The following is a 25969-nucleotide window of genomic DNA, read 5'->3' as shown; positions in this document are numbered from 1 at the left end:
TAACTGCGCCTTGCCGGCGCGCCCTCCCAATCGTTCTACTCGTAGGTCGGGAACCGCAAAGATGCCAGAGATGGGGCGGATCCCGACCCGTCTCCCACCGCCACGGCTCGGCAGCGTCGATTGGCAGGCCAAAGGACGACGAGGCGCCCCGACGCGATCGTCCTCGACTGTGGATCAGTGAAGCTGGCTTTCGACAGCCTCCGCTGGCTGGAAGCATGCCAAGGCGGTAGTCCCCTCGGGGTCAGCCCGCTCCGATCTCCTCCGGCGCCTTTTCGAGCGGATCCGAACGGCGGGGAGAACCGGCGCCGACTCCGGCCGGTACCTTCCAGGCCAGCTGGTTCATGGCTGATCAAAGTTGCGCGTGCATGTCCCGGAACAGCCGAGGCGTCATGCCGAACCGTCGCTCGAATGCCTCCGAGAATCGTGCGGCCGGCGAGAGGCCGACCCGCGCCGCGACCGACTTCAGCGAGAGCCCTCGCGACAGCAGCATCCGTGCGGCGTCGAGCCGCGCCGTCTCGACGAAACGCGCGGGCGTCATCCCGGTCGCGGTGCGGAACTTCCGGTGGAAGGTGCGCTCCGTCAGGCAGGCCCGGGCGGCCAGCGCCTTCACGTCGATCGGCGCGTCCAGGTTCGCCTGGATCCAGCCGATCAGGTCGGCGAACGGGCTTTCGCCTTGCGCCTGCGCGCGAAGGACCGGGCTGAACTGCGACTGATAGCCGGGCCGCCGGGCGTAGAGGACCAGACGCTTGGCGACTTGCCCCGCGATCGCCTGGTCGAGGTCGCGTGCGACCATGGCCAACGCCATGTCGATGCCCGTCGTCACGCCGGCGGAGGTCCAGAGGCGGCCGTCGACCACGTAGAGGGCATCGGGGTCGACCTCGACCTGAGGGAACGCCTTGGCGAAGGGGTCGCAGGCGTCCCAGTGGGTGGCCACGCGGCGACCGTCGAGAAGCCCCAGCGCCGCGAGGACGAACCCGCCGCTGCAGACCGACCCGAACCGCTCGGCCGCGCGGGCCAGCGCCGGAAGCGCCGCCCGCAGGGCCGGATCGGCGACGGCCGGCAGAAGCCGCTCCTTCTCGGCGCCCGCGATCAGGACCGTTTGGATGTCACCTGGCGCCACCTCGCCGATCGGTAGCGTCCCGACCGCGATGCCGCTGCTGCTTTGGACCGCTCCGCCGGCGGCGGAGACGAGGGTGGACTCGTAGAACGACGGCCGTTCCTGCCCGGTGAGAACGCGGTTGGCGCCGGTGAAGACCGAAACCGGCCCCGCTATGTCGAGAAGCTCGAAGCCCGGATAGACGATGAAGGCGACGCGGTGCATTGGCAGGATTTACCACTTCATTGTCATTTCCGCCATCTCTGGACGCGCCTAGTCTGGATCGGTCGCCGCCGTCCACGGCCCAGGAGGATCCCAGCCATGCCGAAGAGAAGGGTCATAGTGACCGCGCTGGCGGCGGCGGTCCTCGCGCCTCTCGGTTTCGGAGCCTGGGTCTGGACCCTGCCGCCAGACGCGGCGCCGGTCACGACCGCAGCGCCGCCGGAGGAGGAGGCCGACGCCCTGCTCGCTTCCCTCCGCCCGCCGAAGCGGGCGCGGCCGGTCATCGCGGTCATCGGCCTCAACGACGCGACCGAGACCACCGATTACCTGATGCCGACCGGCATCCTCAGGCGCGCCGATGTCGCCGACGTGGTCATGGTGGCGACCGGCCCCGGGCCGGTGCGGCTCTACCCCGCGCTCCGCGTCGAGCCCGACATGACCACCGCGGACTTCGATGCGGCCTATCCGAAAGGCGCGGACTACGTGATCGTCCCCGCGATGAGCCGCGACGACGACCCGGACGTGCTGGCCTGGCTGCAGAGGCAGGCGGCCGGCGGCGCGACCATCGTCGGCATCTGTGCCGGCGCCAAGGTGGTCGGCGCCGCAGGCCTGCTCGATGGCCGGCGCGCGACGACGCACTGGTACTATGTCGACGAGATGCTGGGGCGCAGCCCCACCATCCAATATGTTGCCGACCGGCGCATTGTGGCCGACGAGAATATCGTGACCACCACCGGCATCTCAGCCTCGATGCCTATGACGCTGACCCTGATCGAGGCCATCGGCGGCCGCGAGACCGCCCAATCGGTCGCGCGCGCGATCGGGCTCGAGCGGTGGGATGCGCGCCACGCGAGCGCGGCGTTCAAGGTCACGCGCCGCTTCGCGACGACGGTCCTGGTCAACAGAGCGATATTCTGGCGGCACGAGGACCTCGGCATCCGCCTCGAGCCGGGCATGGACGAGGCATCGCTGGCGCTGATGGCCGATGCCTGGTCCCGGACCTACCGCTCCGACGCCGTGACGCTCGCAGCCTCGGCAGAGGCCGTCGCGACGGCAAACGGCATTCGTGTCGTGCCGGATCGGATTGCGACGGACTGGCCCGCGGACCGGAGGCTCTCGACCTTGCCCAACGAGCCGCCGTCGGCGACGCTGGAACGCGCGCTTCGGGCTATCGCCGGACGCTACGGCGAGCGCACGAGGCAGATGGTCGCCATGCAGCTCGAGTATCCGCAATGATCGTCGAGCACGGACAGTGGCCATCACCGGGGAGCAACCGCATCCCGCGCGGGTGCGGGCCCCAACCCTTCAGAACAGAGGAGAGACGAGAATGACCGACCTCGTGACCTGCCTGTGGTTCGATCACGGCGAAGCGAAGAAGGCGGCTGAGTTCTACGCCGCGACCTTCCCCGACAGCCGCGTCGACAGGGTCAATGCTTCGCCGGCGGATTATCCGGGAGGCAGTGAGGGCGACGAGCTGACGGTGGAGTTCACCGTGCTCGGCCGCAAGTTCGTCGGCCTCAATGGCGGCCCGATCTTCACGCCGAACGAATCCGTCTCCTTCATGGTCATCACCGAAGACCAGGACGAGACCGATCGCTACTGGAATGCGATCGTCGGCAACGGCGGCAAGGACAGCGCTTGCGGCTGGTGCAAGGACCGCTGGGGCCATTCCTGGCAGATCACGCCGAGGCTGCTGCTCGACCTGACGACGGGTTCCGACCCGGACGCGGCCAAGCGGGCGTTCGAGGCGATGTTGACGATGCGCAAGATCGACATCGCGACGATCCAAGCCGCGGCAGAGGCAAGCTGACCGGAACCGATGACAACCGAGACCTCCGAGGACGGGCGCCGCGATATGGGCGGCCGAACTGGCGCACGGCGAAGGTGCCGAAAGGATCTACCTCGTCGAGCCGACCGGCCCGCTCGAGGACGACCCCAATGTCACCGACAAGAAGTTTCGAGGAAATCCGACCAAGTCGTTCCGGTCACGCCATCCGCTGCGCGTGGCCGGCGAAGTGAAGAAGTGGGAGGGTCACTCGAAGGAAGCGGTCGCCGCCATGAAGGCGGCGCTCGAGAAGTTGAAGAGGCAGGGCGTCGTTCCCATCGACGACTGAAAGGAGACGGGCGGGGCATGCTTGACAGCCGAACCAGCGGACAGCAAATTGAATGCATAATACGTAATTAAAAAGGAGCCACGGGTGGAAGACCTTGCGGCATGTCGGGCGCGAGAACTGCGCGCCTTGATCGGACGCAAGGCCCTGTCCCCGGTGGAGCTCTTCGACGCCTGCGTCGCGCGGATCGAGCGAACTGACCCCGCCGTCAACGCCGTCGTCGCCCGCGATTTCGAGCGCGGGCGGGAGCAGGCCAAGCGGGCGGAGGCCGCCCAGATGGCAGGCGGGCCGCTCGGGCTCCTGCACGGCCTGCCGGTCGCGGTGAAGGACCTGACGGCGACGGAAGGGCTCGCCACCACCTGGGGCTCATTGGTCTACAAGGACCATCGTCCAGACCGGGACGAATTGCTGGTGCGCCGCATCAAAGCGGCGGGCGGCATCGTCATCGGCAAGACGAACACGCCGGAATTCGGCGCCGGAGCGAACACGGTGAACCGCGTCTACGGCGCCACCGTCAATCCGTTCGATCCGCGCCTGTCTTGCGCCGGGTCGTCCGGCGGCTCGGCGGCGGCGCTCGCTGCCGGCATGGTCCCGCTCGCCACCGGCTCGGACATGGGCGGCAGCCTGCGCACGCCGGCCGCCTTCTGCGGCGTCGTCGGCCACCGCCCGTCGCCGGGCACGGTGCCGAGCGACGCCCGCCGCTATGGCTGGTCGCCGCTCTCCGTCGACGGCCCGATGGCGCGGGACGTGCGCGACGCGGCCCTGCTCCTGGCGGCGCTGGCGGGGCCCGATGCCGCCGATCCGCTGTCGCTCGAACTCGACCCCGGCCGCTTTGCCGCGCTGTCCGACCGTGATCTCGGAAGCCTGCGCGTCGCGTTCTCGGCCGATCTCGGCAGCGCCACGGTTTCGAAGACAATCCGCGACCACTTCGCCGTGGTGGCGGAGCGGCTGGAGCCCCTGTTCGGCCGGGCGGAGTGGCGCGATCCCGACCTGGGCGACGTGCACCGCACCTTCGACGCGCTCCGGGCGGCGAATTTCGCCCACGCCTACGGCGACTACATCCACCGGCATCGCGACCGCGCCGGGCCGAACGTCATCCGCAACACGGAATTCGCGCACGCGCTTTCTGTCGCCGACATCGGCCGGGCCCATGCCGAGCAGACGGCGCTCTTCCGGCGCTTCCAAAGCTTCTTCGAAGACTTCGACCTGCTGATCTGCCCGGCCGCCGCCGTCGAGCCGTTCCCGGTCGAGGACGTCTTCGTCGCCGAGATCGACGGCCGGCGGCTGTCGAGCTACATCGAGTGGATTTCGGTCACCTACGCGGTAACGCTGACCACGCATCCCGCGACGGTCGTTCCTTGCGGCCTCAGCCCGGCCGGCCTGCCGTTCGGAATTCAGATCGTCGGACGGCGGCACGATGATTTCGGGACGCTCGCCGCTGCCGCCGCGATCGAGGCCGCTTTGGCCGGCGATCCGGAATACTGCCGGCCGATCCCCGACCTCCACCGCCTGCTCAGCCGGCAGGACGGGCTCGCCGGCCGGATCCCGGCGGCACTCGAGGCACACGTCGCCAAGGCGGAAGGTTAGTCCATGCGTGTCGCCGATATCCGCGTCAGCCTGCACAAGATCGAGACCCGCCTGCCGCTGGTGGACAAGCCGGCCGGCGAGAGCACCCGCGTCGTCTGCGAAATCGAGACCGACGAGGGCCATGTCGGCGTCGGCATGGCGGCGCGCTTCCTGCTGCACGGCGTGGCGGCCGCGCTCGTCGACGACCTCTTCCCGGCGATCAAGGGGATGGACCCGCGCGATCTGGAAGCGATTCACGCGCGGCTCCATCCGCTCGTCTCCGAGCGCGGCCGGATGTCCGGCATCAACCTCGCCGCGCTCGCCTGCATAGACCTGGCGCTGTGGGACATTATCGGCCAGGCGAGCGAAAGGACGGTGGCGCAGCTCCTCGGCGGCCACCGCGACTACGCCGACGTCTACGTCACCTACGGCTTCGGCGCCTATGACGAGGACCAGCTCGTCGAGCTCGGCCGCAGCCTCATGGCGGACGGCCACAGCCGGCTGAAGGTGCTCGTCGGCGTCGCCAAGGGCGGCTATCAGGAGGATGCGCGCCGCGTGCGCCGCGTCCGGAAGGAGCTCGGCGACGAGCTCGTCCTCGCCATCGACGCCAACGAGAGCCTGGGGCTGGAGGAGGCGACACAGCTCTGCGGCCTGATCGAGGACCTCGACATCGCCTGGTTCGAGGATCCGCTGCGCGCCAACGACGCGCGCGACATGGCGATGCTGCGCAAGAGGACGCGGATCCCCCTGTCAGCCGGCCAGATGGACGGCCATTCCAACCGCTTCCGCGAATGGCTCGAGCACGAGGCCATCGACATCTTCATGCCGAACAGCCTCTACAACGGTGGCATGACCGAGACGCGGCGGGTCGCGCATCTCGCCCAGATCTACAACCGCCCGCTCTCCGACGCCGGCGGCGGCGGCATCTACTGCCTGCACCACGTCGCGGGCTTCCGGAACGGCACGCTCGCCGAATGCCATCTCGGCGTCGAGCAGGTGGAGCGGGCGATCTTCCTGGACGCGCCGCAGCCGGAGAACGGGCGTCTCAAGGTGCCGGACCGGCCGGGCTTCGGCGTGCGGCTCGACCGCGACATGCTCAAGGATACCCGCCTGAGGGCCTGAGGGAACAGGTTCGACAACGCTGCGGGAGCAGAGGGAGGAAGCAGAGATGAAGAAGATGATGTCGGTGCTTTTGGCCGGCGCGCTGGCGGTCAGCCTGTCCGCTCTCGCGTCCGGGACGGCTTCCGCGCAGGCGCTGAAGCTGCGCATCTCGGGCGAGAACCCGCTGACCGGGCTCGACCTGCAGATGGCGCAGCGCTTCGCGGAGAACCTCGAGGCCGAGCTGGGGGACAATTTCGACCACGAGTTTTTCCATACGCAGGCGCTCGGCAACGAGGTCGTCCACCTGCAGATGATCCGCACGGGCCAGATCGACGTCTATCCAATGGGGTCGGACGCCGTTCAGCTCGACACGAAATGGGCCGTCTTCGACATGCCGTTCCTGTTCAGCGACCGCGAGGACGTGGCGCGGCTGCTCGACGGGGAGATCGGCGAGGAACTGCGCCGGTCCATGCGCGAGAAAGCCGGGCTGGAGGTGCTCGCCTTCGGCGAGATCGGCTTCCGGGTCATCACCAACAATGTGCGCCCGATCGTCGTCCCCGGCGATCTGCGCGGCGTCCGCCTCCGCGTGCCCGGGAGCGAGACGCGGGTGCTCACCTTCCAGACCTATGGCGCGTCGCCGGTGACGATGAACCTCGGCGAGCTCTACCTCGCCCTCCAGCAGGGTACGGTCGACGGGCAGGAGAACCCGCTCGCCGGCACCGTCAACCGCTCCTTCCACGAAGTGCAGAAATACGTCTCCCTGTCCAACCACGTGTACACCCCGGTGACGCTGGTGATGAATGCGCGCAAATACGATTCGCTCACCGACGAGCAGAAGGAGGCCGTGAAGCGGGCGGCGCAGGAGGCTGCGGAGTATACTCGCCAGCTGGGCGTCGAGGCCGACGAGGCGCTGCTCAAGAGGCTGCGCGACGAGGGCCGGGTCGAGATCAACGAGATCGATCTCGCGGCCTTCCAGGAAGCCTCGAAGCCGATCTGGGAGAAGATCGGCGAGACGGCCGGCGCCGACTTCACCAAGCGCGTCGTCGAGGCGGCCCAGCAATAGACGGCTGCAAGTAGGCCCGTCAGCACCTGGAGCACCGGATGGCGTCGCCACCGACCGAGAACCCGCCGGGCCGTGGTGACGCGCCGGCGACCGACGACCTCGCCGCTCAGCTTGATCAGGCCACCCGCGAAGCGGATCTGGTCAAGCTCGATGACGGGACGTGGTTCGACCGGGCGGCGAACAGCCTCGTCGAGGTTGCGGGCGCCGCCGTCCTGGTCACCATCGTCGGCCTGGTGTTCGGCAATGCCGTATCCCGCTACGGCCTCGGCCATGCCGCGATCTGGGCCGACGAACTGGTGATCGCGCTGATGCCCTGGCTGGCGATGTGCGGCATGTTCCTGTCCGTACGCCGCCGCCAGATCATCCGGATCGACGTCCTCGTCGACAAGCTCCCCCCGCAGATCCGGAAGCTGACGCGGCTCTTCGCCGACCTCCTCTCCGCCGCGGTCTTCGGCTACCTCGCGATCCTCGCATTCGACTATGTCAGCCTGTTCGGATCCGACCGCACGATCTATCTGCGCATCCAGACCGGCTGGTTCACCTCGGCAATGCTGATCGGATCGGCGCTTGCCGCGCTCGCCTTCCTCGCCGATTTCGTTCGGCAATGGCGCGAGCGGCCTCGAATGCCGGAGGCGCGCCGGTGACGGGCGCGCTGATCACGATCGTTCTGCTCCTCGGCCTGCTGGCGCTCGGCGTGCCGATGATCGCGGCGCTGATGACCGCCGTGATGGTCAGCTTCATCTTCGCCGGCCAGTGGCTCCTCATCGTGCCGCAGTCGATGGTCTCCGGCATGAGCACCTTCACGCTCATAGCGCTGCCGATGTTCGTGCTTGCCGGTGTCACGATGAACGCCGGAGGGATCTCCGGCCGGCTCTTCGAGTTCGCCCGCGCCCTGGTGGGGTGGCTGAAGGGCGGACTGGCTCACGTCAACGTGCTGACCAGCATGTTCTTCGGCGGCATGATCGGGTCCTCCACCGCCGATCTTGCGGGCAGCGGTTCGATCCTCATTCCCGCGATGAAGAAGGAGGGCTACTCCGCCGAGATATCCGCAGCCGTCAGCGCGTCTTCGTCCGGCGTCGGTCCCCTGATCCCGCCCAGCTCGCCGATGATCCTCTATTCGGCAGTGACGGGCGTCTCGCTGGGCACCCTCTTCCTCGCCGGCCTGATCCCCGGAATCCTGCTCGGCGGCGCCTTCATGCTGCTGGTCGCCTTCCTCGCCCAACGCAAGGGCTGGCGCAAGCACGGCTCCTTCTCGCTGCGGGAGATCTGGCGGTCGGGCCTGCGCGCGTCCCTCGCCTTCGGCATGCCGGCGATCATTATCGGCGGGCTCGTCCTCGGCGTCTTCACCCCGTCCGAGGGCGGCGCGTTCGGCGCCGTCTATGCGATCGTGATCTCGGTCTTCGTCTACCGGACGCTCGGCCTTCGCGACCTTTACCGGGTGCTCGTCAGCGCCGTGCAGACGACGGGCGAACTGCTCCTCATCGTCAGCCTCTCCTTCGCCTTCGGTGCGAGCCTGTCGAGCGCTCACGTCCCGCAGATGCTCGCCTCCATGATCGACGTGCTAACGATCGGCGACGGCATGTACATGAAGCTGCTCGCGTTGATGGTGCTCGCCATCATCGCCGGCATGTTCCTAGACCCGCTGATCCCGGTGCTGGTTCCGGTCATCCTGCCGACCTTGGTCGCCTTCAACGTCGACCTCGTCCATTTTGGCACGCTCATGGTGATGGCAGTGATCATCGGCCAGCTCACGCCGCCGATGGCCATCGCGCTGATCATCACGAGCCGGATCGCCGAGGTCGATCAGATCAAGATCCTGCGCGCCAACATGCCGTTCTTCGTCCTCATCATCCTCTTCACGCTCCTGCTGATGGCGGTGCCGGGCCTCGCGACCTGGCTGCCCACCGTCGCGATGAACTGACACCGAGCCGAGATGACCGCCAGCACCTCCACCACCTACGTCGCCAATGACGGCGCCGCCTACGAGCGCTTCATCGGCCGCTGGACCGCCCGCCTGTCCGAAGCGGTGCTCGACCGCGTCGGAGACCCGCCGCCCGGCCGGCTCCTCGACGTCGGCGCAGGCACCGGGAGCATGGCGTTCGCGCTCCGCCGCCGCTATCCGGAGCGGTCGATCACCGCCACGGACGTGTCGCCGGCCTACCTCGCCTATGCCCGCGGACGGCCCGAGGCGGAGGGAGTGGCGTTCGTCGAGGACGATCTCTGCCGCTCCGCGCTGCCGGACGGCGCGTTCGCCGCAGCCTATGCGGTGCTGGTGCTGAACTTCGTCGGCGACGCGCTTGCGGCGGCGCGTGAGATGAAGCGCCTCTGCCGGAGCGGCGGCACGGCGGTGGCCGCCGGTTGGGATTTCCGCGGCGGCCTCACCTACCAGCGCCTCCTCTGGGACACCGCCTCGGTGCTCGACGGCAAGGCGGCGGCGATCCGGGACAGGCTCTTCGCCAGCCCGCTCGCCCTGCCGGACGGCATGACCAACCTGTTGCGCGAGGCCGGCTTCGCCGCCGTCCGCCGCGACGAGGCGACCATCCGCATGGACTTCGCCGACTTCGCCGACTTCTGGGAGCCGCTGCTCGGCGGCCAGGGGCCGGTCGGCGGCTACGTGGCCGCGCTGGCGCCGGAGGAGCGGTCGCGCATCGGCGAGGCGGTGCGGCGCGCCTTTCTCACCGGTGCGCCCGACGGGCCGCGCTCGCTCACCGCCACCGCCTGGGTGGTCACCGGGACCGCCTGAACGGCCGCGAAGAGAGGAGATCGATGTCGATCCGCGAACGAATTGGAGTGGATGTCGGCCGCAAGCTCAGCGTCGAGGACGCGATCCGCTGGGCGGCCGGCCATGAGGTCCGCTATCTCGATGTGCAGACGGACCTGGAGCCGAATGCGCTTGAGACGATCCAGGCCCGCGCGCCGGGGATCCGGCGGCTCCTGGAGGAAACCGGCGTCGAGCTGGGGCTCCACACCCTGTCGGGAGTCAACATCGCCGAAATATCGCCCTTCATGCGCAAGGCCGCCGACGATTACCTCAGGGCTTACACCGACATGGCCGCCGCCACCGGAGCGGGCTGGGTCATCGTTCACGCCGGCTACCACTTCACCGACGATTACGCGGTACGACGCGACGCGGCCCTTGAGCGCCTGGCGCGGGCCGTCGACCATGCGGAAAGGATGGGCGTCCTGCTCCTCCTGGAGAACCCGAACAGGGAGCCGGCGCAGGCGGAAGTGAAGTATCTCGGCGCGACGATCGAAGAGTGCCTGTTCTACTTCGACCGGCTGCCGTCGCCGGCCCTCGGCTTCGCCTTCACCGCCAACCACGCCCATCTCTGGCCGGACGGCGTGCAGGGCTTCATCGACGCGCTCGACTTCACCCGCTGCCGCGAGGTGCGCCTCGCCGACTGCCGGGGCACCGTGGAAGAGCATCTCCAGCCGGGAGACGGAACGATGGATTTCGGCGCGCTGTTCGCCCGGCTGGAGCGCGACGGCTTCCGCGGGCATTACATGAACCAGTTCGGATCGCTCGACGACATGCTGCGCGGGCGAGACCACATCGTCGAGCGCGCGAGGGAAGCCGGCGTCGCCTGAGCCGAGTGCCGACTACCAGAAGCCGGAGCGGCCGCTGAGGAGGGACTGCTTCAGGAGACCGGCGCGCGAGACGCCGAGCGCCGCGAGTTCCTCGTCGCTGCGGGCGAGGAGCGGCGTGGCGACCGCCGCGTCGGCCTGCGGGCTCGCGTTGGAGACGAGGAAGGCGAACGCCGTCCGGATCCGGCTCGGTGCGCCGGCCGGGTGAGCCTGAAAGGCGGCCGGGTTCGTCGAAGGTGCGTAAGCCATTGCGTCGACCAATATATTGGACGCACCCGAATTAGGCGTGAGCATCACGCTGCGGTAGGCCTGCGATCGCATGGCTGCCTTGCAGGGAACGGGTGATCGCGGCGTCTGCACCGGAATCGCCAGAAACAGGAGGTGCCCAGACGAGCGGCACGGCCGGAAGACCGTCGCGAAGGGGAGGGTCAAGGCACGGTCGCCGGCCAAAGCACCGTCAGAAGGGCCCGCTGTGATCGGCATGGCGCCCCGGCGCATCCCGTGCGGCGGGCGGCCATTGCCGCCGAGCGGCCGCCCGGCAACCATGTCATCGTGCAATGTCGGCCGCTCGGAACGAGCGGATCCGACTCCTGCCGTTCCAGGATGGCGTATGATCAGGTTCACACGGCCGAGAGCGCCGGCCAAAGGTGGTTCTGCACGGAAGCGGAAGCGCAGGACGCCGGAGGCGGTATGGCGAACATGAGCGCGAACACACTGGGTTCTTCGGTCGATCAGACGGGCAGAGTCTTCCGGTGCCGTGGCCTCACGGTGGCCGCCCTCCTGCGTTTGCTCCCATTGCTGGTCCTCCCCGTCGGCCTGAGCGTGTCAGCAGCCGAGCCGTTCCGCATCGCTCTTCCGCTCGAGTGCGAAGTTGGCCGCACCTGCTATCTTCAGAGCACGCCAGATCTGGATTCCGGGCCAGGCGTAGCGGACAGCTATTGCGGCTCCGCCAGCTATGACGGCCACGAAGGGACCGACATCCGCGTGCCAAGCATGAAGGATGCGATGGGAACGGCGGTCTTGGCGCCGGCCGCGGGTACGGTATTGCGGGCGCGCGACGGCGAACCGGACGTTCTGGTGGAGACGTCCGATGCACGCGCGGCGGTGCGCGACCGGGAGTGCGGCAACGGGCTCGTCATCGATCACGGCGCGGGCTGGCAGACGCAGCTCTGCCATCTCGCCCGCGGCTCACTCCTCGTGCAGCCGGGTGAACAGGTTGATACGGGCGACCCGGTTGGACGGGTCGGCGCCTCCGGCCTCACCCAGTTCCCGCACGTGCATATTTCGGTGCGCAAGGAGGGCGTGGAACTGGACCCGGCCACTGGCCGTCCGCTCGGCACGCCTTGCGCGGATGGCGGAGCCCCACTGTGGGACGTGGACCTGGCGGGTAGGTTGGCTGCGAGCCGAACCGCCGTCATCGGGATCGGGCTGGCAGCTGGACCCGTGGATGGGGCCGCCTTGCGGGCGCAGGGTCCGCCCCCATGGCCTCAGCGCGATTCACCGGCGACAGTGTTGTGGGGCTGGGCAATCAACCTGCAAGCCGGCGACCAGCTGATGCTTCGGCTGGAGGGACCGGAAGGTCCGTTTGCCGATCACAAGGGCGATCCGCTCGACCGGAGCAAGGCCGACTACGTCGGCTATGCCGGGCGCCGGCTCCCGCCAGGTCCCGGCACCTGGGTCGGCACGGTGACCATTGTCCGCAACGGCCAGCCCCTCGCCACCCGGACCGAGCTGTTCACGGTCCGGTAGGCGGACCCGTTCGCTCCCAGAATGCGACGAGGGCTCTGAACGCCCGACGACCTCGCTGCCTTCCTCGTCTCCGCTCCTGGACTAGCGTCCTCGCGCGCCGCAAGGCGTCCCGCGAACTCGGCAAGACGGTGATGGTGCTGCACGACATCAACATGGCGTCCGCCGGCTGCGACTCGATCGTCGTCATGAAAGACGGCCGGAATCATGACCTCCACGCTCCTCAGCCGGTCTATGAGACGAAGGTGACGGTGCAGGACTTTTCCGGCCGGCTGGTGGCCACCTGTTAGACTTGGAGACAAGCTCAGCGTCGTGCTCGTCGCCATCTTCGCGGCGCTGTTCCTCGGCGAGACGCTGTCGGCAGCGAACTGGACCGGCGTGATGCTCATCGCTGCCGAAGCCGTGCTGGTCGGCTACCGGGGCTGACCTGCGTGCCACCTGTTGAACGTGCGGCAACACCGGACGCCTCGAAAGGTTTCGGTCAGACCTGCATCGATCGATACGGGCCCCGCCCCGATGCAAATGCCGGAGATCTCGCCCGCCTCCAGCCGCAGGTTCAGAGGCGCGCGCCGGCAAGGCCCGCCGGCGCCCTCAGCCGCTTGAAGAGCTTCAGAGGGGATCGGTCCTACGGGCTCACTCCATCGATCGCCTTCATCAGCATCGCCCTGACCTTGCCGGCCGTATCCGCCAAGCCGGGGTTCTGCACCGCCTGCATGGAGGCCACGGGATCCACCGCCGCTATTTCCGCCAGTTCGGGGGCAAGCCCCTGAACGATCACGTTGCAAGGCAGCATCGTCCCGATCTTGTCCTCGGCCTGAAGCGCCCGGTGCGCCATCTGCGGATTGCATGCGCCGAGGATGCGGTACGGCCGGAAATCGACGCCGATCTTCTTCTTCAGAGTGGCCGCCACGTCGATGTCGCTCAAGACGCCGAAGCCCTCGGCCTGAAGCGAGGCGATCGTCCGTTCGACGGCTTCTTGAAACGGCATTTCTACGGTACGCGCGTGGTAGTAGGTCATCACCGTCCTCCATCTCGCACTGACGCGGGATCGTTCCGGCAATCCACGGGCGCGCCCGAGGTTCCTGACGCGCCGTGCAAGTCTCATCGCGAGCATTCGGAGCTTCGTCGAAGACTTGCCGACAGGACGCAGTCCGGCGCGAACCCTTCCAGGACCGTCGGATCACGCGCGCGTGAGGTCCGGATGGCTGCATTCTGATCGAACGGAAAGTCTGCTAGTCTTCGTGCATGGGAGGCCGGCTCGAAATCCGCGTGCTCGGCGAGTTCGCCGTGACCCGCGACGGCGAGCCCGTTCCTATGCCGCCATCCAAGAAGACCCGAGCGCTGCTCGCGTATCTCGCGGTCACCGGGAAGCCCCACCGACGGGAGCGGCTCTGCGAACTATTCTGGGACATCCCCGACGATCCCCGCGGGGCGCTCAGATGGAGCCTGTCCAAGCTCCGCCAGGTGCTCGGCGAGCAGGCCGAAAGGCTGCAGGCGGACCGGAACAGCGTGGCGTTCGCGGCTGACGGGATCGATCTCGACTACGGCGCCATCCTGGCGCTCGGAGCCGAATACGAGCACACGGAACTCGACCGGCTCGAGCACGCCGCGTCGCTCTTTCGCGGGCGCTTCATCGAGGATCTGGCGCTGACGCGTTGCGATACCTTCGAGGCCTGGCGCATCGCACTCTCGGACGAGATGGAGCTGGCGCGCCTCCGGCTGCTGCGCACCCTCGTGGAGCGGCTCGCGCACGATCCGCTGCGCGTCCTGCCTCATGCGCACATGCTGCACCAGCTCGCGCCCGACGACGAGGCAATCGCCCGCCGCGTGGCGGAACTGAGCGCCGCGGCCCGCCAAAGTGCAACCTCCGGCGCCCGGCCGCTTGCCGCGGCGCACGCTGCAACGGACGAGCCGGACCGGGGCATCTCGGCGGACAGTTCCGACCGATCGTCCATCCGCTCCTGCAAGACCCGCGACGGCGTGCGCCTCGCTTACGCGGCAACCGGCGCCGGGCCGCCCATCATCAAGGCGGCGAACTGGATGTCGCATCTCCAGTACGACCAGGACAGCCCGGTCTGGCGCCACTGGATCCGGGGCCTCGCCGAATGCAATGAGCTGATCCGCTACGACGCCCGCGGCAACGGCCTGTCGCAATGGGACGTCGCGGACCTGTCTTTCGAGGCGATGGTCGCGGACCTCGAGAGCATCGTCGATGCGGCCGGCCATCGCCGCTTCTGGCTCCTCGGCATCTCGCAGGGCTGTGCCATCTCCGTCGCGTACGCGGTGCGTCACCCCGAGCGCGTGTGCGGGCTCATCCTCTATGGCGGCTACGTCAAGGGCTGGCGGGCACGTGGCGACCCGCACGAGATTGCCCGCCGGGAGGCCATGGGTACGCTGATCCGGGAGGGCTGGGGCCAGCAGAGCCCCGTGTTCCGGCAGATCTTCACCTCGCTGTTCGTTCCCGGGGCAAGCCAGGAGCAGATGGACTGGTTCAACGAGCTGCAGCGGCTCTCCGTGTCGCCGGAGATCGCCGCCCGCCTGCACGAGGCTTTCGGGGACATCGACGTGAGCGCGCTGCTTGCCCAGGTCGGGGTGCCGACGCTCGTCCTGCACTGTGCGGACGACTGCGTCTCGCCGCTGGCAGCCGGGAAGGCATTCGCGGAGGGCATACCGGACGCGCGCTTCGTGGAGCTCCACGGCAGCAACCACATCATGCTCGATCAGGAGCCCGCCTTCGCCCGGTTTCTCGAGGAGGTGAGGTCGTTCACGGCAGTGGATCAGGGGCCCGCTGCCGATCGGTCTCCCTCAGCGGACCAATACGAAATGCGGAGGCAGGTGACGGTGATAACGGCCGAGCTGATCAGTCCGCTTCAAGCCTTCGAATTTCTCGATCCGGAGGCGGGCTCCGAGCTCGGTCCGATCGTCGAGGCGCTCGTCGAAACCATCCGGGCGCACCAGGGGATGATCCTGGCTAGCGGAGACGGCTGCATCACGGCAGCCTTCGGGGCATACGGATCGACGGAAGCGCACGCCTATCTCGCCTGCCGGGCGGCCCTCGCCGCCCAGGCCGTCGTCGCGGCTCGATCGGAGGGCCGCGCCCGCTTGCGCATCGGCATCGATGTCGGCGACGTCCTGGTGCGCAGACGGAGCGATGCCGACGATAAGCCTTGCGAACTGACGGGCGCGCCGCCCCGGATCGCCGCGCAGCTGATGCGGTCGCTGCGCCGGGGGATCATCGCGGCCACCGCGCGCGCGCGGGAGGCTGCCGGCGGATACGTCACGATGGAGGCGCTCGACCGGTCCGAGCACCAGTTGTTCAGTGCAGGCGCACGGGTGTTCCGTCTGATCGGCGAGAACAGCGCGCTCTCCCGGTGGCACCTGCGTGCAAACCAGGGTCTGACGGCCCTGACCGGGCGCGATACCGAACTGCGGCTCCTCAAGCAGGCCTGGCAGCGGGTGCGCGAGGGAAGCGGGCAGACGATCGCGGTGATCGGAGAGCCTGGAATCGGCAAGTCGCGGCTGACGCACGAATTCATCGGCATGCCCGAAGTGGCCGATTTCACCGTGCTGGAAAGCGGCGCTCTGGAGCTCGACGCGAACCTGAGCTTTGGCTTCGTGAAGAAGCTGATCGGCAACGCCTGCAGCATCGGGGACAGGGCCTCGGCCGCCGCCGCGCTGGAGAGGCTGGAGGCAAAGACCGCCCAGCTGGAACTCGATCCGCGCCTGAAGCCGGCGCTCGCCTCCGTGCTTGACCTCCCGGTGGCCTGCGCCGAATGGCCATCGCTGGATGGCGGGGAGCGCCGCCGACGCATTCGCGAGGCCGTCCGCGCATTCCTCGCGGCCGAGAGTCTGCGCCGGCCGATGGTCGTTCTGCTGGAGGACCTCCACTGGATCGACGGCGAGAGCGAGGGCGTGGTGGCGCGGCTCACCGAAGCGAACAGCGCCTGCCGGATCCTGCTCCTGGCGACCTGCCGGCCGGGCTACGCCGCCGAATGGCTGCAGAAGCGCTTCGTTCAGCAGATTTCGCTCCAGCCGCTCGGGATGCGCGATTCGGAGGCATTCCTCGACCGGCTGCTCGGGAGCGATGCGGGGCTCGAAGCGGTGAAGGAGCTCGTCATCGAACGCGCCGACGGCGTACCGCTCTTCATGGAAGAGTGGGTCCGCAGCCTCGTCGACAGCGGGCGGGTGGTGCGCGCGGCCGACGGCTTCCGTCTGGCTGGGGAACCCGACGACATTCAGATCCCGGCATCGGTCCAGTCCGTGATCGCAAGCCGCATGGCAAGGCTGGAGCGGCAGGACCTCGTGATGATCCAGTCTGCTGCGGTCGTCGGTAGGGACGTGCCGAGGGTCTTGCTCGAGGCGGTGCTGGGCTGGCCGCCGGATGTGTTCGAGGGCTGTCTGGAACGGCTCAAGCACTTGGAGTTCCTGTTCGAGCTCCAGAGCTTCCCGGTCGTGGAGTATACCTTCAAGCATGCCCTAACCCACCGGGCCGCATACGAGTCGATGACCTCCGAAGCCCGGCGGGGCCTGCACCGGGAGGTGTTGCGGGCCATCAAGTCGATGAACCCGCCCCACGGAAAGCTGGGCACGGAATCGCTCGCGGAGCATGCGATGCGAGCGGAGGAATGGCGGGAGGCGGCGGATTACTCGATCCTCGCGGCCGACCGCGCGATCGAGCGGTCGGCCTATCAGAGCGCGGCCAGCTTCCTCGAGAATGCCGCGTGCGCACTGGACAGGCTGCCGGATGATCCTGAGCGGATGCGACAGGCCATCGACGTCCGAACCCGCATGCGTCCCGTCTACGACGCCACCGGCGCCTTCGCGAAGGCGGTCGCTCGTCTGGACGAGGCGCAGGCGATCGCCACGCAACTCCAGGATTCCGAGCGGCTGATCGAGATCCTGATCCATCAGAGCTACATCAACAGCTCGCACGGGCGCATCGAGCGGGCTGTAGCGACGGCCGACGAGCTGAAGGAGCTGGCGCAGGCGGAAGGCGTCGCGCGCTATGTTGCCGAGGCGGACCTCGCCGCGGCGCAGGCCTTCCTGATGCGGGCACAGGCGCGCGAGGCCCTGGCCAGACTGGAGCCGCACAGGACGAACTTCACCGTCGACTGGCGGCACGACCGCTTCGGGCTGCTCGGGACGCGGTCGGTCTGGTACCTCGGCCATGTCGCGCAGGCCAAGGCGCTGCTCGGCGATTTCGCTGGAGCGGACGGCGCCGCGTCGGAGGCCGAACGCGTCGCGATCGAAGTGAACCGCCCCTTCGACCTGCTCGCGGCCAGGTACTCCGCCGCCATCGTGGCGGTCGTGCGCGGTCCGGACGAAGCGTTTCTCCTCCGCTTCAGGAACCTCGTCTCCGACGATCACACCGAGGCGGCCGCAAGTTTCCGGCCCTGGCTCCTCGCCGTGCTCGGCCACGCGGAGTATCAATGCGGCCTGTTCCCGGAAGCGGAGCGAACGCTGTGCGAGGCGCTGGCCCAGAGCGCGCGTCTCGACCTGCCGCAATTCGAGATCTACACGAGCGCCGTCCTCGCCTGTGCCCGCGCCGGCCAGGGTGGCGAAGCCGGTCGCGGGGATCTGAAGCGCGCGCTTGCCGCCGCGCGCGGCCAGAACGACGTCTGGATCGAGGCCACGACGCTTCGCGCGCTCGCGCAGGCGGTTGACGATAGCGAAGCGATCCCGCTGCTGCGGACGGCCTGCGAGGTGACGGAGCGGGCCGGGCACCGGCCGGAATTCGCCCGCTCGAAGAGGCAGCTTGCAACGGCCCTCGCGCGCACCGGACAGGATGGCGCCGCGCGGATGCTCGCGGATGCGATGTCGCTGTTCCGACAGATGGGGATGCCGGAGCCGCGGTCGGCGGAGCGGCAGCCGGAGGCGAGTGCCCGGCCTGCCGCCTGAGGTCAGGCCGGGACCTGCGTGACAATGTAGGCGCGACGGGCCCTGAAGTCCGCGAGGATCTCTTCGCGGTCCTCCGGTGCGAACCGGAGCTCCACAAGGGATTCCTCGAAGAGCCGGATCATCTCGTCGAAGGTGCGCCCGTCGATCTCGAGATGGGCGTGGATGTCCCTCAGCTCGGCATTGGAGTAGCTCGCCGGCCCTCCCATGACTGAGGAGACGAACTTCGCCTGGTGCTCGACCAGGCGGCGCATGTCGACGGCCGCGAAATACGGCGCAAGCCGTTCAGAAGCGAGGACGCGGTCATAGAAGGCCATGACGAGTTCCGTCACGAGCGGAAGCCCCCCGTATCTCTGGAACATCGTGTCCTTCATGCGCGGCCGGCCGGTCCGTGGGCACGTTCGCCCCTTTCTTGCCAGCCGGACCGGCGGGCTTCAACCGCTCGAGGCGTGTACGGCCGCCTTCCCTCACGCGGCTTCCGCCGATTGCGCGCCCGGATGTCCGAGCTCGGCACCCGCCACAGCCGCCACTATCCGCTCCGCGACCTCGGCGGCATGCGTGACCGGACCCATGTGTCCTGCGCCACGAAGGACGTCCAGCCGCCCGCGCGGCAGGAGCCGCACCAGCCCGTCCGCAACGACCGCGGTGGGCAGCGGCGCATGTTCCCCGCGCATGACGAGGGCCGGGAATCCGAAACGGCGGTAGACGGGTTCGGGCGTGGTCTCCTCGAGGAGCGCCCGAAAGTCGAGCGCGGCCTTCGGCACGTAGGCAGCCAGCGCCTGCTGCCGCTCCGGCTTCATCGCGTCCCACGCGCCGGCGCCGTTCCAGTAGTCGACGAAGTGCCGGGCGGCCAAGTGATAGGCGCCGGTGAGGAGCCCGTCCTCGACGGTGGCCGCCACAGCGCGGATCTCCCGCCCCGCCTCCGCGCCGGCCGGGCCGAGCCGCGCCAGCAGGTGGAATGCGGACGGCTCGTAGAGAGAAAGGCTCGCGATCCGATGCGGCCTGAGCGCGGCGACCTTGAGCGCCACGCCGCCGCCATAGGAATGGCCGACGAGGTGGACCTCGTCCGGCCATGCGTCGATCAGCCCGAGCGCCGGCTCCGCTTCCTCGGCGAGCGAGAAGGGCCGCGTGCCTGGCCAGTGCCGATTCCCGGAGGCACCATAGAGGTCCGGCGCGACGATCTCGCACGCGCCTGCGGCCGCCTCTTCGAGCTGCCGCCATTGGCGGCCGGATCCGCCCGAGCAATGGAAGGCAACGATGAGCGGCCTCCGGCCGCGGATCGCAGGCATCGGATCATGCCCCCGGCTGGTGGGGCGACCGGCGCACGGATTCCGCGGCGGACCGGCCGTGGAACACCACGTGGTCGATCTCCGACCGGCGGATCCCGATATCGGCCAGCATGTGGTCCGGCATGCTCTGCAGCAGCCGGCGGTCCCGGTGGGCGCGTACGAGGCGCGAGACCAACCCGAAGACGCTGGCGAGAGCAGGCAACAGGCGCGGCAGAGCGGGGAGGCGCCCGGCGGCGCTGTTGGCGATGACGTTCATATCGGCTTCTCCTCTTGTGCGGGATACGTCCCGGTGCGGAGGCGAGATGCACCGCCGCCATGAGTTTCAGCGTTGGAGCGAGCGTTCGAACGGCTTGCCGACCGTGGAATCGTCGGTGGAGGAAGGGCCGCAGACCCGGTGCGCGCCTTGCATGGCGAGGGTGCCGGCGCGATGACCACGCGCCCGGCGTGGCGCCGGGCGCTCCCCTCGAAAGCCCGTCATCAGGAGAGTGCGCCCGCCGTGCCGAAGGCGGGGGCGGACACGCCCCGCCTTTCGCGCGCAAAGAGCCCGAGGACGGTCAGATTGGCGGCGCCGGCAGCGACTGCCGATCCGAACGCGAGCGCGTAGTCCCCGGTCCAGTCGAACATCAGGCCGCCGGCATAGCCGCCCGCGCCCATGCCCAGCCAGGCCATGAATCCTACGATTCCCGTCACCCTTCCCAGGACGGCGGGCGGGACCGACTCGCGAACGAGGAGCAGCAGGCCGGTCATGTTGCCGGCGAATCCGATCCCGAAGACAAGGGCAACCGGCACGAGAACGATCATCGCGCTGCTCGGAACGAACCAGAAGACGCTCACCGTCTGCACCACCGACGCAAGGGCGTAGGCGGGAAGCGCGCCGGTCCGGTCGGCCAGCATGCCGAACGCGATGCGCCCTCCGGCGCCGATCGCCATCATGGCGAACAGCAGGGCGGCGCCGGTCGACGCCGGCTGACCGCTGCCGCAAACGAGCGGCACGACATGGACGAGCGGCACGGCCATGCAGAAGCAGCAGAAGAAGCCGGCCGCGGAGATCCATGCGGTGCTCGCCGGGACGGACATCCTCCAACGCCCTTCGGAAGTGCCCGCGGCAGGCCTCGAACCGCCTTGTGGAGGGCGAAGGACGGTCGCCATCGCCGGCACGAGGGCTGCGAGATAGACTGCGCCAAGGACGGCATAGGCCTCGCGCCAGCCGAGGCCCGAGATGAGCGGTTCGGCGAGCAGCGGCACGACGCCCTGCCCGAGCGCGCCCCCGGCGGTCACGATGCCGATCGCCAGCCCCCGCCGGCGATCGAACCACAGGCCGACGGCTGCCACGAGCGGCGTATAGAGACAGGCGAAGCCGGCGAGGCCGAGAAGCAGGGCGATCACGTAGAGCTCGAGGAGAGTTTCCATCCGTCCCGCCGCAAAGAGCCCGAGCCCGAGCACGACCGCGCCGGCCACGAGGACCGTGCGCAGGTGGCGCGTGTCCGCCAGCCCGCCCCAGAGCAGCCCTCCGGCCGCCATTCCAACGGTCATCAGCGTGTAAGCCAGCGATACGTCGGCCCGCGACCATCCGAACTCCGCCTCGAGCGGCGCCATGAAGACGGCGAAGCTCGAGACCACGCCGAAGCCGAGGCCTAGGCCGAGCGTGGCCGCGGCGAGGATCCACCAAGCCCGCGCGTCGCGCGCGCCGGGCTCGGCCGGGCTCGGATCGGTTGCTGGAACGTTCGAATTCATGATTGGGCACTCCCTTGCGATGAAGCGCACGTTCACCGACGGCCATGAGCGCGAGCATTGGATCGCGCGGCTGTTTTCGTGGGGGAGCGTGGTATTCTCGAACTGCTGCAGACCACGACCCGAAAAGGGCGGCCCCGAGGAGCCGCCCTTCGTCAGGCCCGATCACGCCGCGCGCGGCTGAATCCATTTCGGCAGGTAGGAATGCGGATCGATCCGCTGCCGCGGGTCGAATGCAACGCCGGCCTCCTGGAGAAACGCCAGCAAACGGCCATCGCGGTAGGCATCCATGGTTTCCGTGCAGCCGCCGACATGGCGCCCGCCGACGAAGACCTGCGGGATGGTCGGCGAGCCGGTTCTGGCCCGCAGCACCTTCCGGATCTCGCCGCCGAGGTCGTCCGCCTGAAACGCCACGGAATCGAGGTCGACGGATCGGTACGCGATCCCCGCCGCCGCGAACATCTTCCGCAGCGACCAGCAGAAGTCGCACCATTCGAGCGCGAAGATGACGACGGGCTGGGCGCGATCCGTCAGGGCTGCGTCGACAAGGGCGACGGCGGCCGGGCTCGCGTCCGCGATCTGTCGCTCGGGCTGCCGGGCCGCCGCCGGCACGGCCGGATCGAACCGGAACCGCGGCGTGGAGCGCGAGATGGCGAGTTCGTCCTCGTCCATGTCGAGCGGTATGCCGTCGAAGAGCGGCGTGCTGAGATAGCGCTCTCCCGTGTCGGGCAGCATGCAGAGCGCGGTGCTCCCGGCCGGCGAGGAAGCGAGGACCTCGAGCGCGCCGGCGAGCGTCGCGCCGGCTGAGATTCCGACGAAGATGCCTTCCTTGCGGGCGAGGTCACGGGACAGGCGAATCGCATCGGCGCCGTTGACCGGGACGATCCCGTCGATCAGCCCTGCGTCAACGGCATCCTCAACGAGCTTCGGCACGAAGTCCGGGCTCCAGCCCTGCATGGGATGAGGCCGGAAGTTCGGATGGCTCACGGGCGGGCCGCCTTCGGGGGATTCCGGCTGCGCGATTCCGCTCGCAAGTACCCTGGAATTGTCCGGCTCGCAGACGATGATCTTCGTCTCCGGCCTTTCCCGCCTCAGGACGCCGGCCACCCCCTTCAGGGTCCCGCCCGTGCCGGCGCCGGTTACGAAATAGTCGAGCCGCTCGCCCCGGAAGTCGGCCAGGATCTCCTGTGCGGTCGTGCGGGCATGCACGGCCGCATTCGCCTCGTTCTCGAACTGACGGCAGAGGAACCAACCGTGCTTCTCGGCGAGTTCCACCGCCTTGGCGAGCATGCCCGTCCCCTTCTCGGAAGCCGGCGTCAGCACCACCTTCGCGCCCAGGAACCGCATGAGCCGGCGGCGCTCGACGCTGAAGCTTTCAGCCATCACGACGACGAGCGGATAGCCCTTCTGGGCGCAGACCATTGCCAGGCCGATCCCGGTGTTTCCGCTCGTCGCCTCGATGACCGTCTGGCCCGCCTTGAGGCGGCCGCTGCGCTCGGCGTCCTCGATGATGCCGAGGGCCAGCCGATCCTTCACCGAACCCATCGGGTTGAAGGATTCGATCTTGGCGAAGAGCCGGGTGCCCGACGGCGCCAGGCGATTGATCCGGACGACCGGCGTCGCGCCGACCGTCTCCAGGATGTTTGCGTGAAGTCCAGCCATTGTTCGGCTCCCCTCCTTGCCCGGCATTGCGCCGCGTCACGCCACCTTGCGGCCGGCGACCGGCGCCGGCAGCGGGCCGCGCACCCCCTCGTTCCGCCTGAAGGCGACGATCTCCGCCGACGGCGCGACGCCCGCCATCAGCGCGGGGTAGTTGGCGAGCTTCCTGACATGGGCGAGCACCTCTGCCCTCGATGGCCCGCGGAGCACGTCCGCCCAGCGCGTCGATCCGCTCGCCGTCTCGATTCCGAATGAGGCATGCATGGTCTGGTCTCCTCTCGCATGGCAGCCGATCCGGCCGCCCGAGGCCATGCAGTCCTCCCCGGCGGTTGGCGCGAGCGTTTGAGGAGCCGTGTTTAAGCCATCCCGCACCGTTTTATTTCCGGTGCTCCGGGGCCGAGCTTCCGGATTCCTGCCTCTCGCCGCGCACCGAATCGGGGGCGGGCGGGCGGCCGGCCGCGCGCGCCGCGGCGGCGAAGGCGCCGCCGGATGGCGGCGCCTTCACCTCATGACGATTTCGCCAGATAATCGCCGAGGCGGACCGACTCGGCCCCGGGCACGCGCTTTCGGGCGAATTCCGCCCTGCGCCCGAAGGGCGCCGTGGCGTCGATCGCGAGGCGTCCCCAATGGTCCTTCATCGGATCGCGATAGAAGCCCGGCACGTCGGGCAGGACGAAGGCGCGCCCGTCGGCGCGGCCGCGCGTGAGATATGCCCACCAGACATCGTCGAAATCGCCGATGTCGATGTCCTCGTCGACGGCGAAGACGGTCTTGTTCCAGTCGTGGTTGGCCCCGATCGCGGTCATCAGCACCTGACGGGCGTGGCCTTCGTAGGCGGGCTCCATCTTCACGACCGTGCTCATCGTGAAGGGCGTGCAGGCGACGTCGATGATGCCGCGGAGGTTGGCGCCGATGAGCGCCTGGTAGGTGCGGGTGGCGACGGCGAGCTCGAGGAGGCGCAGGTCCTCGGGCGAGCCGCACAGGATGGCGTGACAGAGCGCGCCGGGCCGCGCCACGACGGCCGTGACCTCGAAGACGTGGTTGTCGCCGATCTCGACGTAGTAGCCCATGAACTCGCCGAAGGGCCCCTCCGGGCGGCGCACGCCGGGCAGGATGCGGCCCTCGATGACGATCTCGGTCTCGGCAGGCACGTCCAGCGCTACGGTGCGGCAGCGGCGGAGCGGCAGCGGGCTGCCGGCGATCCTTGCCGCGGCTTCCATCTCGTCCTCGTCATGGGCGAGCGGGGCGGCGGCGGCGAGGACGAGCGGCGGCGGCGCGCCGATCAGGATGGCGGCCTCGAGCGCCTCCCCCTTTGCCTCCGCCTTCGCCTGGTACTGCGTCAGATGGTGCGAGCTGCCGAGCCGGATACGCAATTCGTCGTCGCCGATGACCTGGCAGCGGTGGAAGGAGAGGTTCGCGACGCCCGTCCCGGGCTCCTTCGCCAGGAAGATGCCCGCGGTGATGTAGGGCCCCCCGTCGCGCTCCGAATAGGTGATCGCGGGCAGGTCCGAGAGCCGGATCTCCTCCAGCCCGGCCGGCTCCTCGACGAGGCGCGGGGGCGCTCCGGCCGTGCGCATCAGCTCCGCCCAGCGCCGGCAGAAGGACTCCTCCGCCCCGATCATCGCCATCAGCCGCGCGCGGCTGCCGAAGAGATTGGTGACGACGGGGAAGCGCGACCCGGCGACCTTGCGGAAGAGGAGCGGGGCGTCGCTCTCCTTCTGCGAAGCCGCCGTCACGGCGGCGAGCTCGAAGCGGCCGGAGACTTCGCGCTCGACGACGCGAACCTCCTCCTCGCGAAGCAGGCGCTCGACGGTGGACCGCATGCCGGACGCCTCCCCGCGATCGTGCCTCAGCCGCCGTGCACCCGGCTGGCCTTGGCCCTGATCGCCTCGGGGATGGCCAGGCCGGCGGCCTTCGCGGCATCGGCGTTGAGCTGGATCTCGAAGATCTCCGCCTCGACCGGCACGATGGCGCCCGCATCGGCGCCGAGGAGCACGGGCACGGCCGCCTTCTTCGCCCAGTCGACGCCGTTCTGGTACTGATCCTGCGCCAGCGCCGCGATCGCGCCGCGCTCGACCGCCTGCACGTCGAAGGAGAACCAGGGCAGCCCGGCCTCCTCGGCCGTCTTGACGATCGCCTCGTAGGCTGACGCGACGGTGTTGTCCTGCAGCGTCACCAGCGCATCGACCTTGCCGACGAGCGACTGGACCGCGGTGAGGACCTCGGCGCTCGACGTCACGGGCGCCTCGACCCAGACCATGCCCCGCTTCTCGGCCTCCTCCCTGGCGAGCTTGTTGAGCGCTTCCGAGTTCGACTCGCCGGAATTGTAGAGGGTGCCGACCCTCTTCATGCCCGGCGCGATGGCCGTGAAGATGTCGAAGTTCCGTCCCACGGGCGGCACCGTGTAGAAGCCCGTCACGTTGCTGCCCGTCGGCTGGTCGGCGGTTTCCACGACGCCGGCCTGGACGGGATTGGTCACGCAGCCGAACACCACCGGAATGCCGGAATCACGTGCGGCGCGAATCGTGGCGAGCACCACCGGGGTGGTGCACGGGGCGAGCAGATCCACCTTTCCGGCGATGAAGCGCTCGGCGATGCTGCGGGCGGTGCCGACGTCGCCCTGGGCGTTCTGGTATTCCAGGACGAGGTTCTTGCCTTCCTCGAAACCCGCCTCCTTGAGGCCGTCGAGGAATCCCTGCCGCGTCGCGTTGAGCGCCGGATGGTCGACGATCTGCGAGAAGCCGATCGTGTAGGTGCGGCCCGGCTCCGGGGTGCCCTGCGCCGCGGCAGGCGGCGCCCATGCCGAAAAACCCGCCACCGCCAGCACGACCGCCACGGCCGTGCGGCCGGCAGCAAAAGGCATCCGTCTCATTGCGCGCATTTTCCCCTCCTTTGAAGAAGCTGT

At 68.9% G+C, this 25969-nt stretch carries 24 protein-coding genes and 2 pseudogenes; 15 read left to right on the top strand and 11 right to left on the bottom strand.

The window, feature by feature from the left end; genetic code table 11:
• Nucleotides 1-349: 349 nt before the first annotated feature.
• Nucleotides 350-1321 (bottom strand): GlxA family transcriptional regulator, encoded by a 972-nt coding sequence (locus ACUN0C_RS12515; RefSeq protein WP_445466705.1) that lies wholly within the window; start codon nucleotides 1319-1321, stop codon nucleotides 350-352.
• 96 nt (nucleotides 1322-1417) lie between these two features.
• Between ACUN0C_RS12515 and ACUN0C_RS12510 the strand changes: the two genes are divergently transcribed.
• The 10 genes from ACUN0C_RS12510 (at nucleotide 1418) to ACUN0C_RS12465 (ending at nucleotide 10747) form a co-directional block, all read left to right on the top strand.
• On the top strand, nucleotides 1418-2554 hold the full coding sequence (locus tag ACUN0C_RS12510) for a DJ-1/PfpI family protein (protein WP_445466704.1): 1137 nt from the start codon (nucleotides 1418-1420) through the stop codon (nucleotides 2552-2554).
• A 91-nt stretch (nucleotides 2555-2645) separates the two neighbouring features.
• Entirely contained in the window at nucleotides 2646-3128 is a 483-nt protein-coding gene (locus tag ACUN0C_RS12505; RefSeq protein ID WP_445466703.1) for a VOC family protein, read from the top strand.
• Nucleotides 3129-3171: 43 nt separating this feature from the next.
• Entirely contained in the window at nucleotides 3172-3432 is a 261-nt protein-coding gene (arr, locus tag ACUN0C_RS12500) for an NAD(+)--rifampin ADP-ribosyltransferase (RefSeq protein ID WP_445466710.1), read from the top strand.
• Nucleotides 3433-3558: 126 nt separating this feature from the next.
• Entirely contained in the window at nucleotides 3559-5016 is a 1458-nt protein-coding gene (locus ACUN0C_RS12495; protein WP_445466702.1) for an amidase, read from the top strand.
• A gap of 3 nt (nucleotides 5017-5019) precedes the next feature.
• Nucleotides 5020-6117 (top strand): mandelate racemase/muconate lactonizing enzyme family protein, encoded by a 1098-nt coding sequence (locus ACUN0C_RS12490; RefSeq protein WP_445466701.1) that lies wholly within the window; start codon nucleotides 5020-5022, stop codon nucleotides 6115-6117.
• 46 nt (nucleotides 6118-6163) lie between these two features.
• Complete coding sequence (locus ACUN0C_RS12485) at nucleotides 6164-7159, top strand: TRAP transporter substrate-binding protein (protein WP_445466700.1); 996 nt, start codon at nucleotides 6164-6166, stop codon at nucleotides 7157-7159.
• Between the two features lie 38 nt (nucleotides 7160-7197).
• On the top strand, nucleotides 7198-7803 hold the full coding sequence (locus ACUN0C_RS12480) for a TRAP transporter small permease (RefSeq protein WP_445466699.1): 606 nt from the start codon (nucleotides 7198-7200) through the stop codon (nucleotides 7801-7803).
• Nucleotides 7800-9080 carry a TRAP transporter large permease gene (locus tag ACUN0C_RS12475; RefSeq protein ID WP_445466698.1) on the top strand — a complete coding sequence of 427 codons (1281 nt, stop codon included), beginning with the start codon at nucleotides 7800-7802 and terminating at the stop codon, nucleotides 9078-9080. The genes ACUN0C_RS12480 and ACUN0C_RS12475 overlap by 4 nt, the downstream gene beginning before the upstream one ends.
• Nucleotides 9081-9092: 12 nt before the next feature.
• Nucleotides 9093-9902, top strand: coding sequence for a class I SAM-dependent methyltransferase (locus ACUN0C_RS12470; RefSeq protein WP_445466697.1), 810 nt, complete (start codon nucleotides 9093-9095; stop codon nucleotides 9900-9902).
• A gap of 23 nt (nucleotides 9903-9925) precedes the next feature.
• Nucleotides 9926-10747 carry a sugar phosphate isomerase/epimerase family protein gene (locus tag ACUN0C_RS12465; protein ID WP_445466696.1) on the top strand — a complete coding sequence of 274 codons (822 nt, stop codon included), beginning with the start codon at nucleotides 9926-9928 and terminating at the stop codon, nucleotides 10745-10747.
• A gap of 12 nt (nucleotides 10748-10759) precedes the next feature.
• Here the strand turns inward: ACUN0C_RS12465 and ACUN0C_RS12460 are convergent, their stop codons facing one another.
• Complete coding sequence (locus tag ACUN0C_RS12460; RefSeq protein ID WP_445466695.1) at nucleotides 10760-10993, bottom strand: hypothetical protein; 234 nt, start codon at nucleotides 10991-10993, stop codon at nucleotides 10760-10762.
• A gap of 354 nt (nucleotides 10994-11347) precedes the next feature.
• On the opposite strand from ACUN0C_RS12460, the gene ACUN0C_RS12455 reads away from it, so the two are divergent.
• The 3 genes and pseudogenes from ACUN0C_RS12455 to ACUN0C_RS12445 form a co-directional block, all read left to right on the top strand.
• On the top strand, nucleotides 11348-12493 hold the full coding sequence (locus ACUN0C_RS12455) for a M23 family metallopeptidase (protein WP_445466694.1): 1146 nt from the start codon (nucleotides 11348-11350) through the stop codon (nucleotides 12491-12493).
• 98 nt (nucleotides 12494-12591) lie between these two features.
• Nucleotides 12592-12685, top strand: a pseudogene (locus ACUN0C_RS12450) (iron ABC transporter ATP-binding protein); the annotation flags it as partial.
• A 102-nt stretch (nucleotides 12686-12787) separates the two neighbouring features.
• Nucleotides 12788-12916, top strand: a pseudogene (locus tag ACUN0C_RS12445) (EamA family transporter); the annotation flags it as partial.
• Between the two features lie 199 nt (nucleotides 12917-13115).
• On the opposite strand, the gene ACUN0C_RS12440 reads toward ACUN0C_RS12445, so the two are convergent.
• Nucleotides 13116-13508, bottom strand: coding sequence for a DUF302 domain-containing protein (locus ACUN0C_RS12440; protein ID WP_445466693.1), 393 nt, complete (start codon nucleotides 13506-13508; stop codon nucleotides 13116-13118).
• Between the two features lie 227 nt (nucleotides 13509-13735).
• On the opposite strand from ACUN0C_RS12440, the gene ACUN0C_RS12435 reads away from it, so the two are divergent.
• On the top strand, nucleotides 13736-18388 hold the full coding sequence (locus ACUN0C_RS12435) for an alpha/beta fold hydrolase (protein WP_445466692.1): 4653 nt from the start codon (nucleotides 13736-13738) through the stop codon (nucleotides 18386-18388).
• A gap of 2 nt (nucleotides 18389-18390) precedes the next feature.
• Here the strand turns inward: ACUN0C_RS12435 and ACUN0C_RS12430 are convergent, their stop codons facing one another.
• From ACUN0C_RS12430 to ACUN0C_RS12415, 4 genes are all read right to left on the bottom strand, one after another.
• Nucleotides 18391-18759, bottom strand: coding sequence for a group I truncated hemoglobin (locus ACUN0C_RS12430; RefSeq protein ID WP_445466691.1), 369 nt, complete (start codon nucleotides 18757-18759; stop codon nucleotides 18391-18393).
• A 93-nt stretch (nucleotides 18760-18852) separates the two neighbouring features.
• Nucleotides 18853-19674: an alpha/beta fold hydrolase gene (locus ACUN0C_RS12425; RefSeq protein ID WP_445466690.1), complete on the bottom strand. Its 822-nt coding sequence runs from the start codon at nucleotides 19672-19674 to the stop codon at nucleotides 18853-18855.
• 4 nt (nucleotides 19675-19678) lie between these two features.
• Nucleotides 19679-19930 carry a DUF1127 domain-containing protein gene (locus ACUN0C_RS12420; RefSeq protein WP_445466689.1) on the bottom strand — a complete coding sequence of 84 codons (252 nt, stop codon included), beginning with the start codon at nucleotides 19928-19930 and terminating at the stop codon, nucleotides 19679-19681.
• Nucleotides 19931-20151: 221 nt separating this feature from the next.
• Entirely contained in the window at nucleotides 20152-21408 is a 1257-nt protein-coding gene (locus tag ACUN0C_RS12415) for an MFS transporter (RefSeq protein WP_445466688.1), read from the bottom strand.
• A gap of 19 nt (nucleotides 21409-21427) precedes the next feature.
• On the opposite strand from ACUN0C_RS12415, the gene ACUN0C_RS12410 reads away from it, so the two are divergent.
• The gene (locus ACUN0C_RS12410; RefSeq protein ID WP_445466687.1) at nucleotides 21428-21589 is read left to right on the top strand and encodes a hypothetical protein; all 162 of its coding nucleotides are present in this window, start codon (nucleotides 21428-21430) and stop codon (nucleotides 21587-21589) included.
• On the opposite strand, the gene ACUN0C_RS12405 is transcribed toward ACUN0C_RS12410, so the two are convergent.
• From ACUN0C_RS12405 to ACUN0C_RS12390, 4 genes are all read right to left on the bottom strand, one after another.
• Complete coding sequence (locus tag ACUN0C_RS12405; protein WP_445466686.1) at nucleotides 21571-23067, bottom strand: pyridoxal-phosphate dependent enzyme; 1497 nt, start codon at nucleotides 23065-23067, stop codon at nucleotides 21571-21573. The genes ACUN0C_RS12410 and ACUN0C_RS12405 overlap by 19 nt on opposite strands.
• A gap of 36 nt (nucleotides 23068-23103) precedes the next feature.
• Entirely contained in the window at nucleotides 23104-23328 is a 225-nt protein-coding gene (locus tag ACUN0C_RS12400; RefSeq protein ID WP_445466685.1) for a hypothetical protein, read from the bottom strand.
• 242 nt (nucleotides 23329-23570) lie between these two features.
• Nucleotides 23571-24887: a UbiD family decarboxylase gene (locus ACUN0C_RS12395; protein ID WP_445466684.1), complete on the bottom strand. Its 1317-nt coding sequence runs from the start codon at nucleotides 24885-24887 to the stop codon at nucleotides 23571-23573.
• A gap of 26 nt (nucleotides 24888-24913) precedes the next feature.
• Complete coding sequence (locus ACUN0C_RS12390) at nucleotides 24914-25936, bottom strand: ABC transporter substrate-binding protein (protein WP_445466683.1); 1023 nt, start codon at nucleotides 25934-25936, stop codon at nucleotides 24914-24916.
• Nucleotides 25937-25969: the final 33 nt, after the last annotated feature.

The organism is Faunimonas sp. B44, from assembly GCF_052655945.1.
This window is presented reverse-complemented; position numbering and strand designations above follow the sequence as displayed.

Excerpts from the sequence above, each read along its gene's own strand:
- ACUN0C_RS12390 (WP_445466683.1), bottom strand. The coding sequence starts at position 25,936 with ATGAGACGGATGCCTTTTGCTGCCGGCCGCACGGCCGTGGCGGTCGTG.
- ACUN0C_RS12465 (WP_445466696.1), top strand. The coding sequence starts at position 9,926 with ATGTCGATCCGCGAACGAATTGGAGTGGATGTCGGCCGCAAGCTCAGC.
- ACUN0C_RS12510 (WP_445466704.1), top strand. The coding sequence starts at position 1,418 with ATGCCGAAGAGAAGGGTCATAGTGACCGCGCTGGCGGCGGCGGTCCTC.
- ACUN0C_RS12405 (WP_445466686.1), bottom strand. The coding sequence starts at position 23,067 with ATGGCTGGACTTCACGCAAACATCCTGGAGACGGTCGGCGCGACGCCG.
- ACUN0C_RS12440 (WP_445466693.1), bottom strand. The coding sequence starts at position 13,508 with ATGACCTACTACCACGCGCGTACCGTAGAAATGCCGTTTCAAGAAGCC.
- ACUN0C_RS12435 (WP_445466692.1), top strand. The coding sequence starts at position 13,736 with ATGGGAGGCCGGCTCGAAATCCGCGTGCTCGGCGAGTTCGCCGTGACC.
- ACUN0C_RS12420 (WP_445466689.1), bottom strand. The coding sequence starts at position 19,930 with ATGAACGTCATCGCCAACAGCGCCGCCGGGCGCCTCCCCGCTCTGCCG.
- ACUN0C_RS12400 (WP_445466685.1), bottom strand. The coding sequence starts at position 23,328 with ATGCATGCCTCATTCGGAATCGAGACGGCGAGCGGATCGACGCGCTGG.
- ACUN0C_RS12415 (WP_445466688.1), bottom strand. The coding sequence starts at position 21,408 with ATGAATTCGAACGTTCCAGCAACCGATCCGAGCCCGGCCGAGCCCGGC.
- ACUN0C_RS12455 (WP_445466694.1), top strand. The coding sequence starts at position 11,348 with ATGGCGTATGATCAGGTTCACACGGCCGAGAGCGCCGGCCAAAGGTGG.
- ACUN0C_RS12505 (WP_445466703.1), top strand. The coding sequence starts at position 2,646 with ATGACCGACCTCGTGACCTGCCTGTGGTTCGATCACGGCGAAGCGAAG.
- ACUN0C_RS12430 (WP_445466691.1), bottom strand. The coding sequence starts at position 18,759 with ATGAAGGACACGATGTTCCAGAGATACGGGGGGCTTCCGCTCGTGACG.
- ACUN0C_RS12410 (WP_445466687.1), top strand. The coding sequence starts at position 21,428 with ATGAAGCGCACGTTCACCGACGGCCATGAGCGCGAGCATTGGATCGCG.
- ACUN0C_RS12480 (WP_445466699.1), top strand. The coding sequence starts at position 7,198 with ATGGCGTCGCCACCGACCGAGAACCCGCCGGGCCGTGGTGACGCGCCG.
- ACUN0C_RS12485 (WP_445466700.1), top strand. The coding sequence starts at position 6,164 with ATGAAGAAGATGATGTCGGTGCTTTTGGCCGGCGCGCTGGCGGTCAGC.
- ACUN0C_RS12425 (WP_445466690.1), bottom strand. The coding sequence starts at position 19,674 with ATGCCTGCGATCCGCGGCCGGAGGCCGCTCATCGTTGCCTTCCATTGC.
- ACUN0C_RS12490 (WP_445466701.1), top strand. The coding sequence starts at position 5,020 with ATGCGTGTCGCCGATATCCGCGTCAGCCTGCACAAGATCGAGACCCGC.
- ACUN0C_RS12395 (WP_445466684.1), bottom strand. The coding sequence starts at position 24,887 with ATGCGGTCCACCGTCGAGCGCCTGCTTCGCGAGGAGGAGGTTCGCGTC.
- ACUN0C_RS12460 (WP_445466695.1), bottom strand. The coding sequence starts at position 10,993 with ATGGCTTACGCACCTTCGACGAACCCGGCCGCCTTTCAGGCTCACCCG.
- ACUN0C_RS12515 (WP_445466705.1), bottom strand. The coding sequence starts at position 1,321 with ATGCACCGCGTCGCCTTCATCGTCTATCCGGGCTTCGAGCTTCTCGAC.
- ACUN0C_RS12470 (WP_445466697.1), top strand. The coding sequence starts at position 9,093 with ATGACCGCCAGCACCTCCACCACCTACGTCGCCAATGACGGCGCCGCC.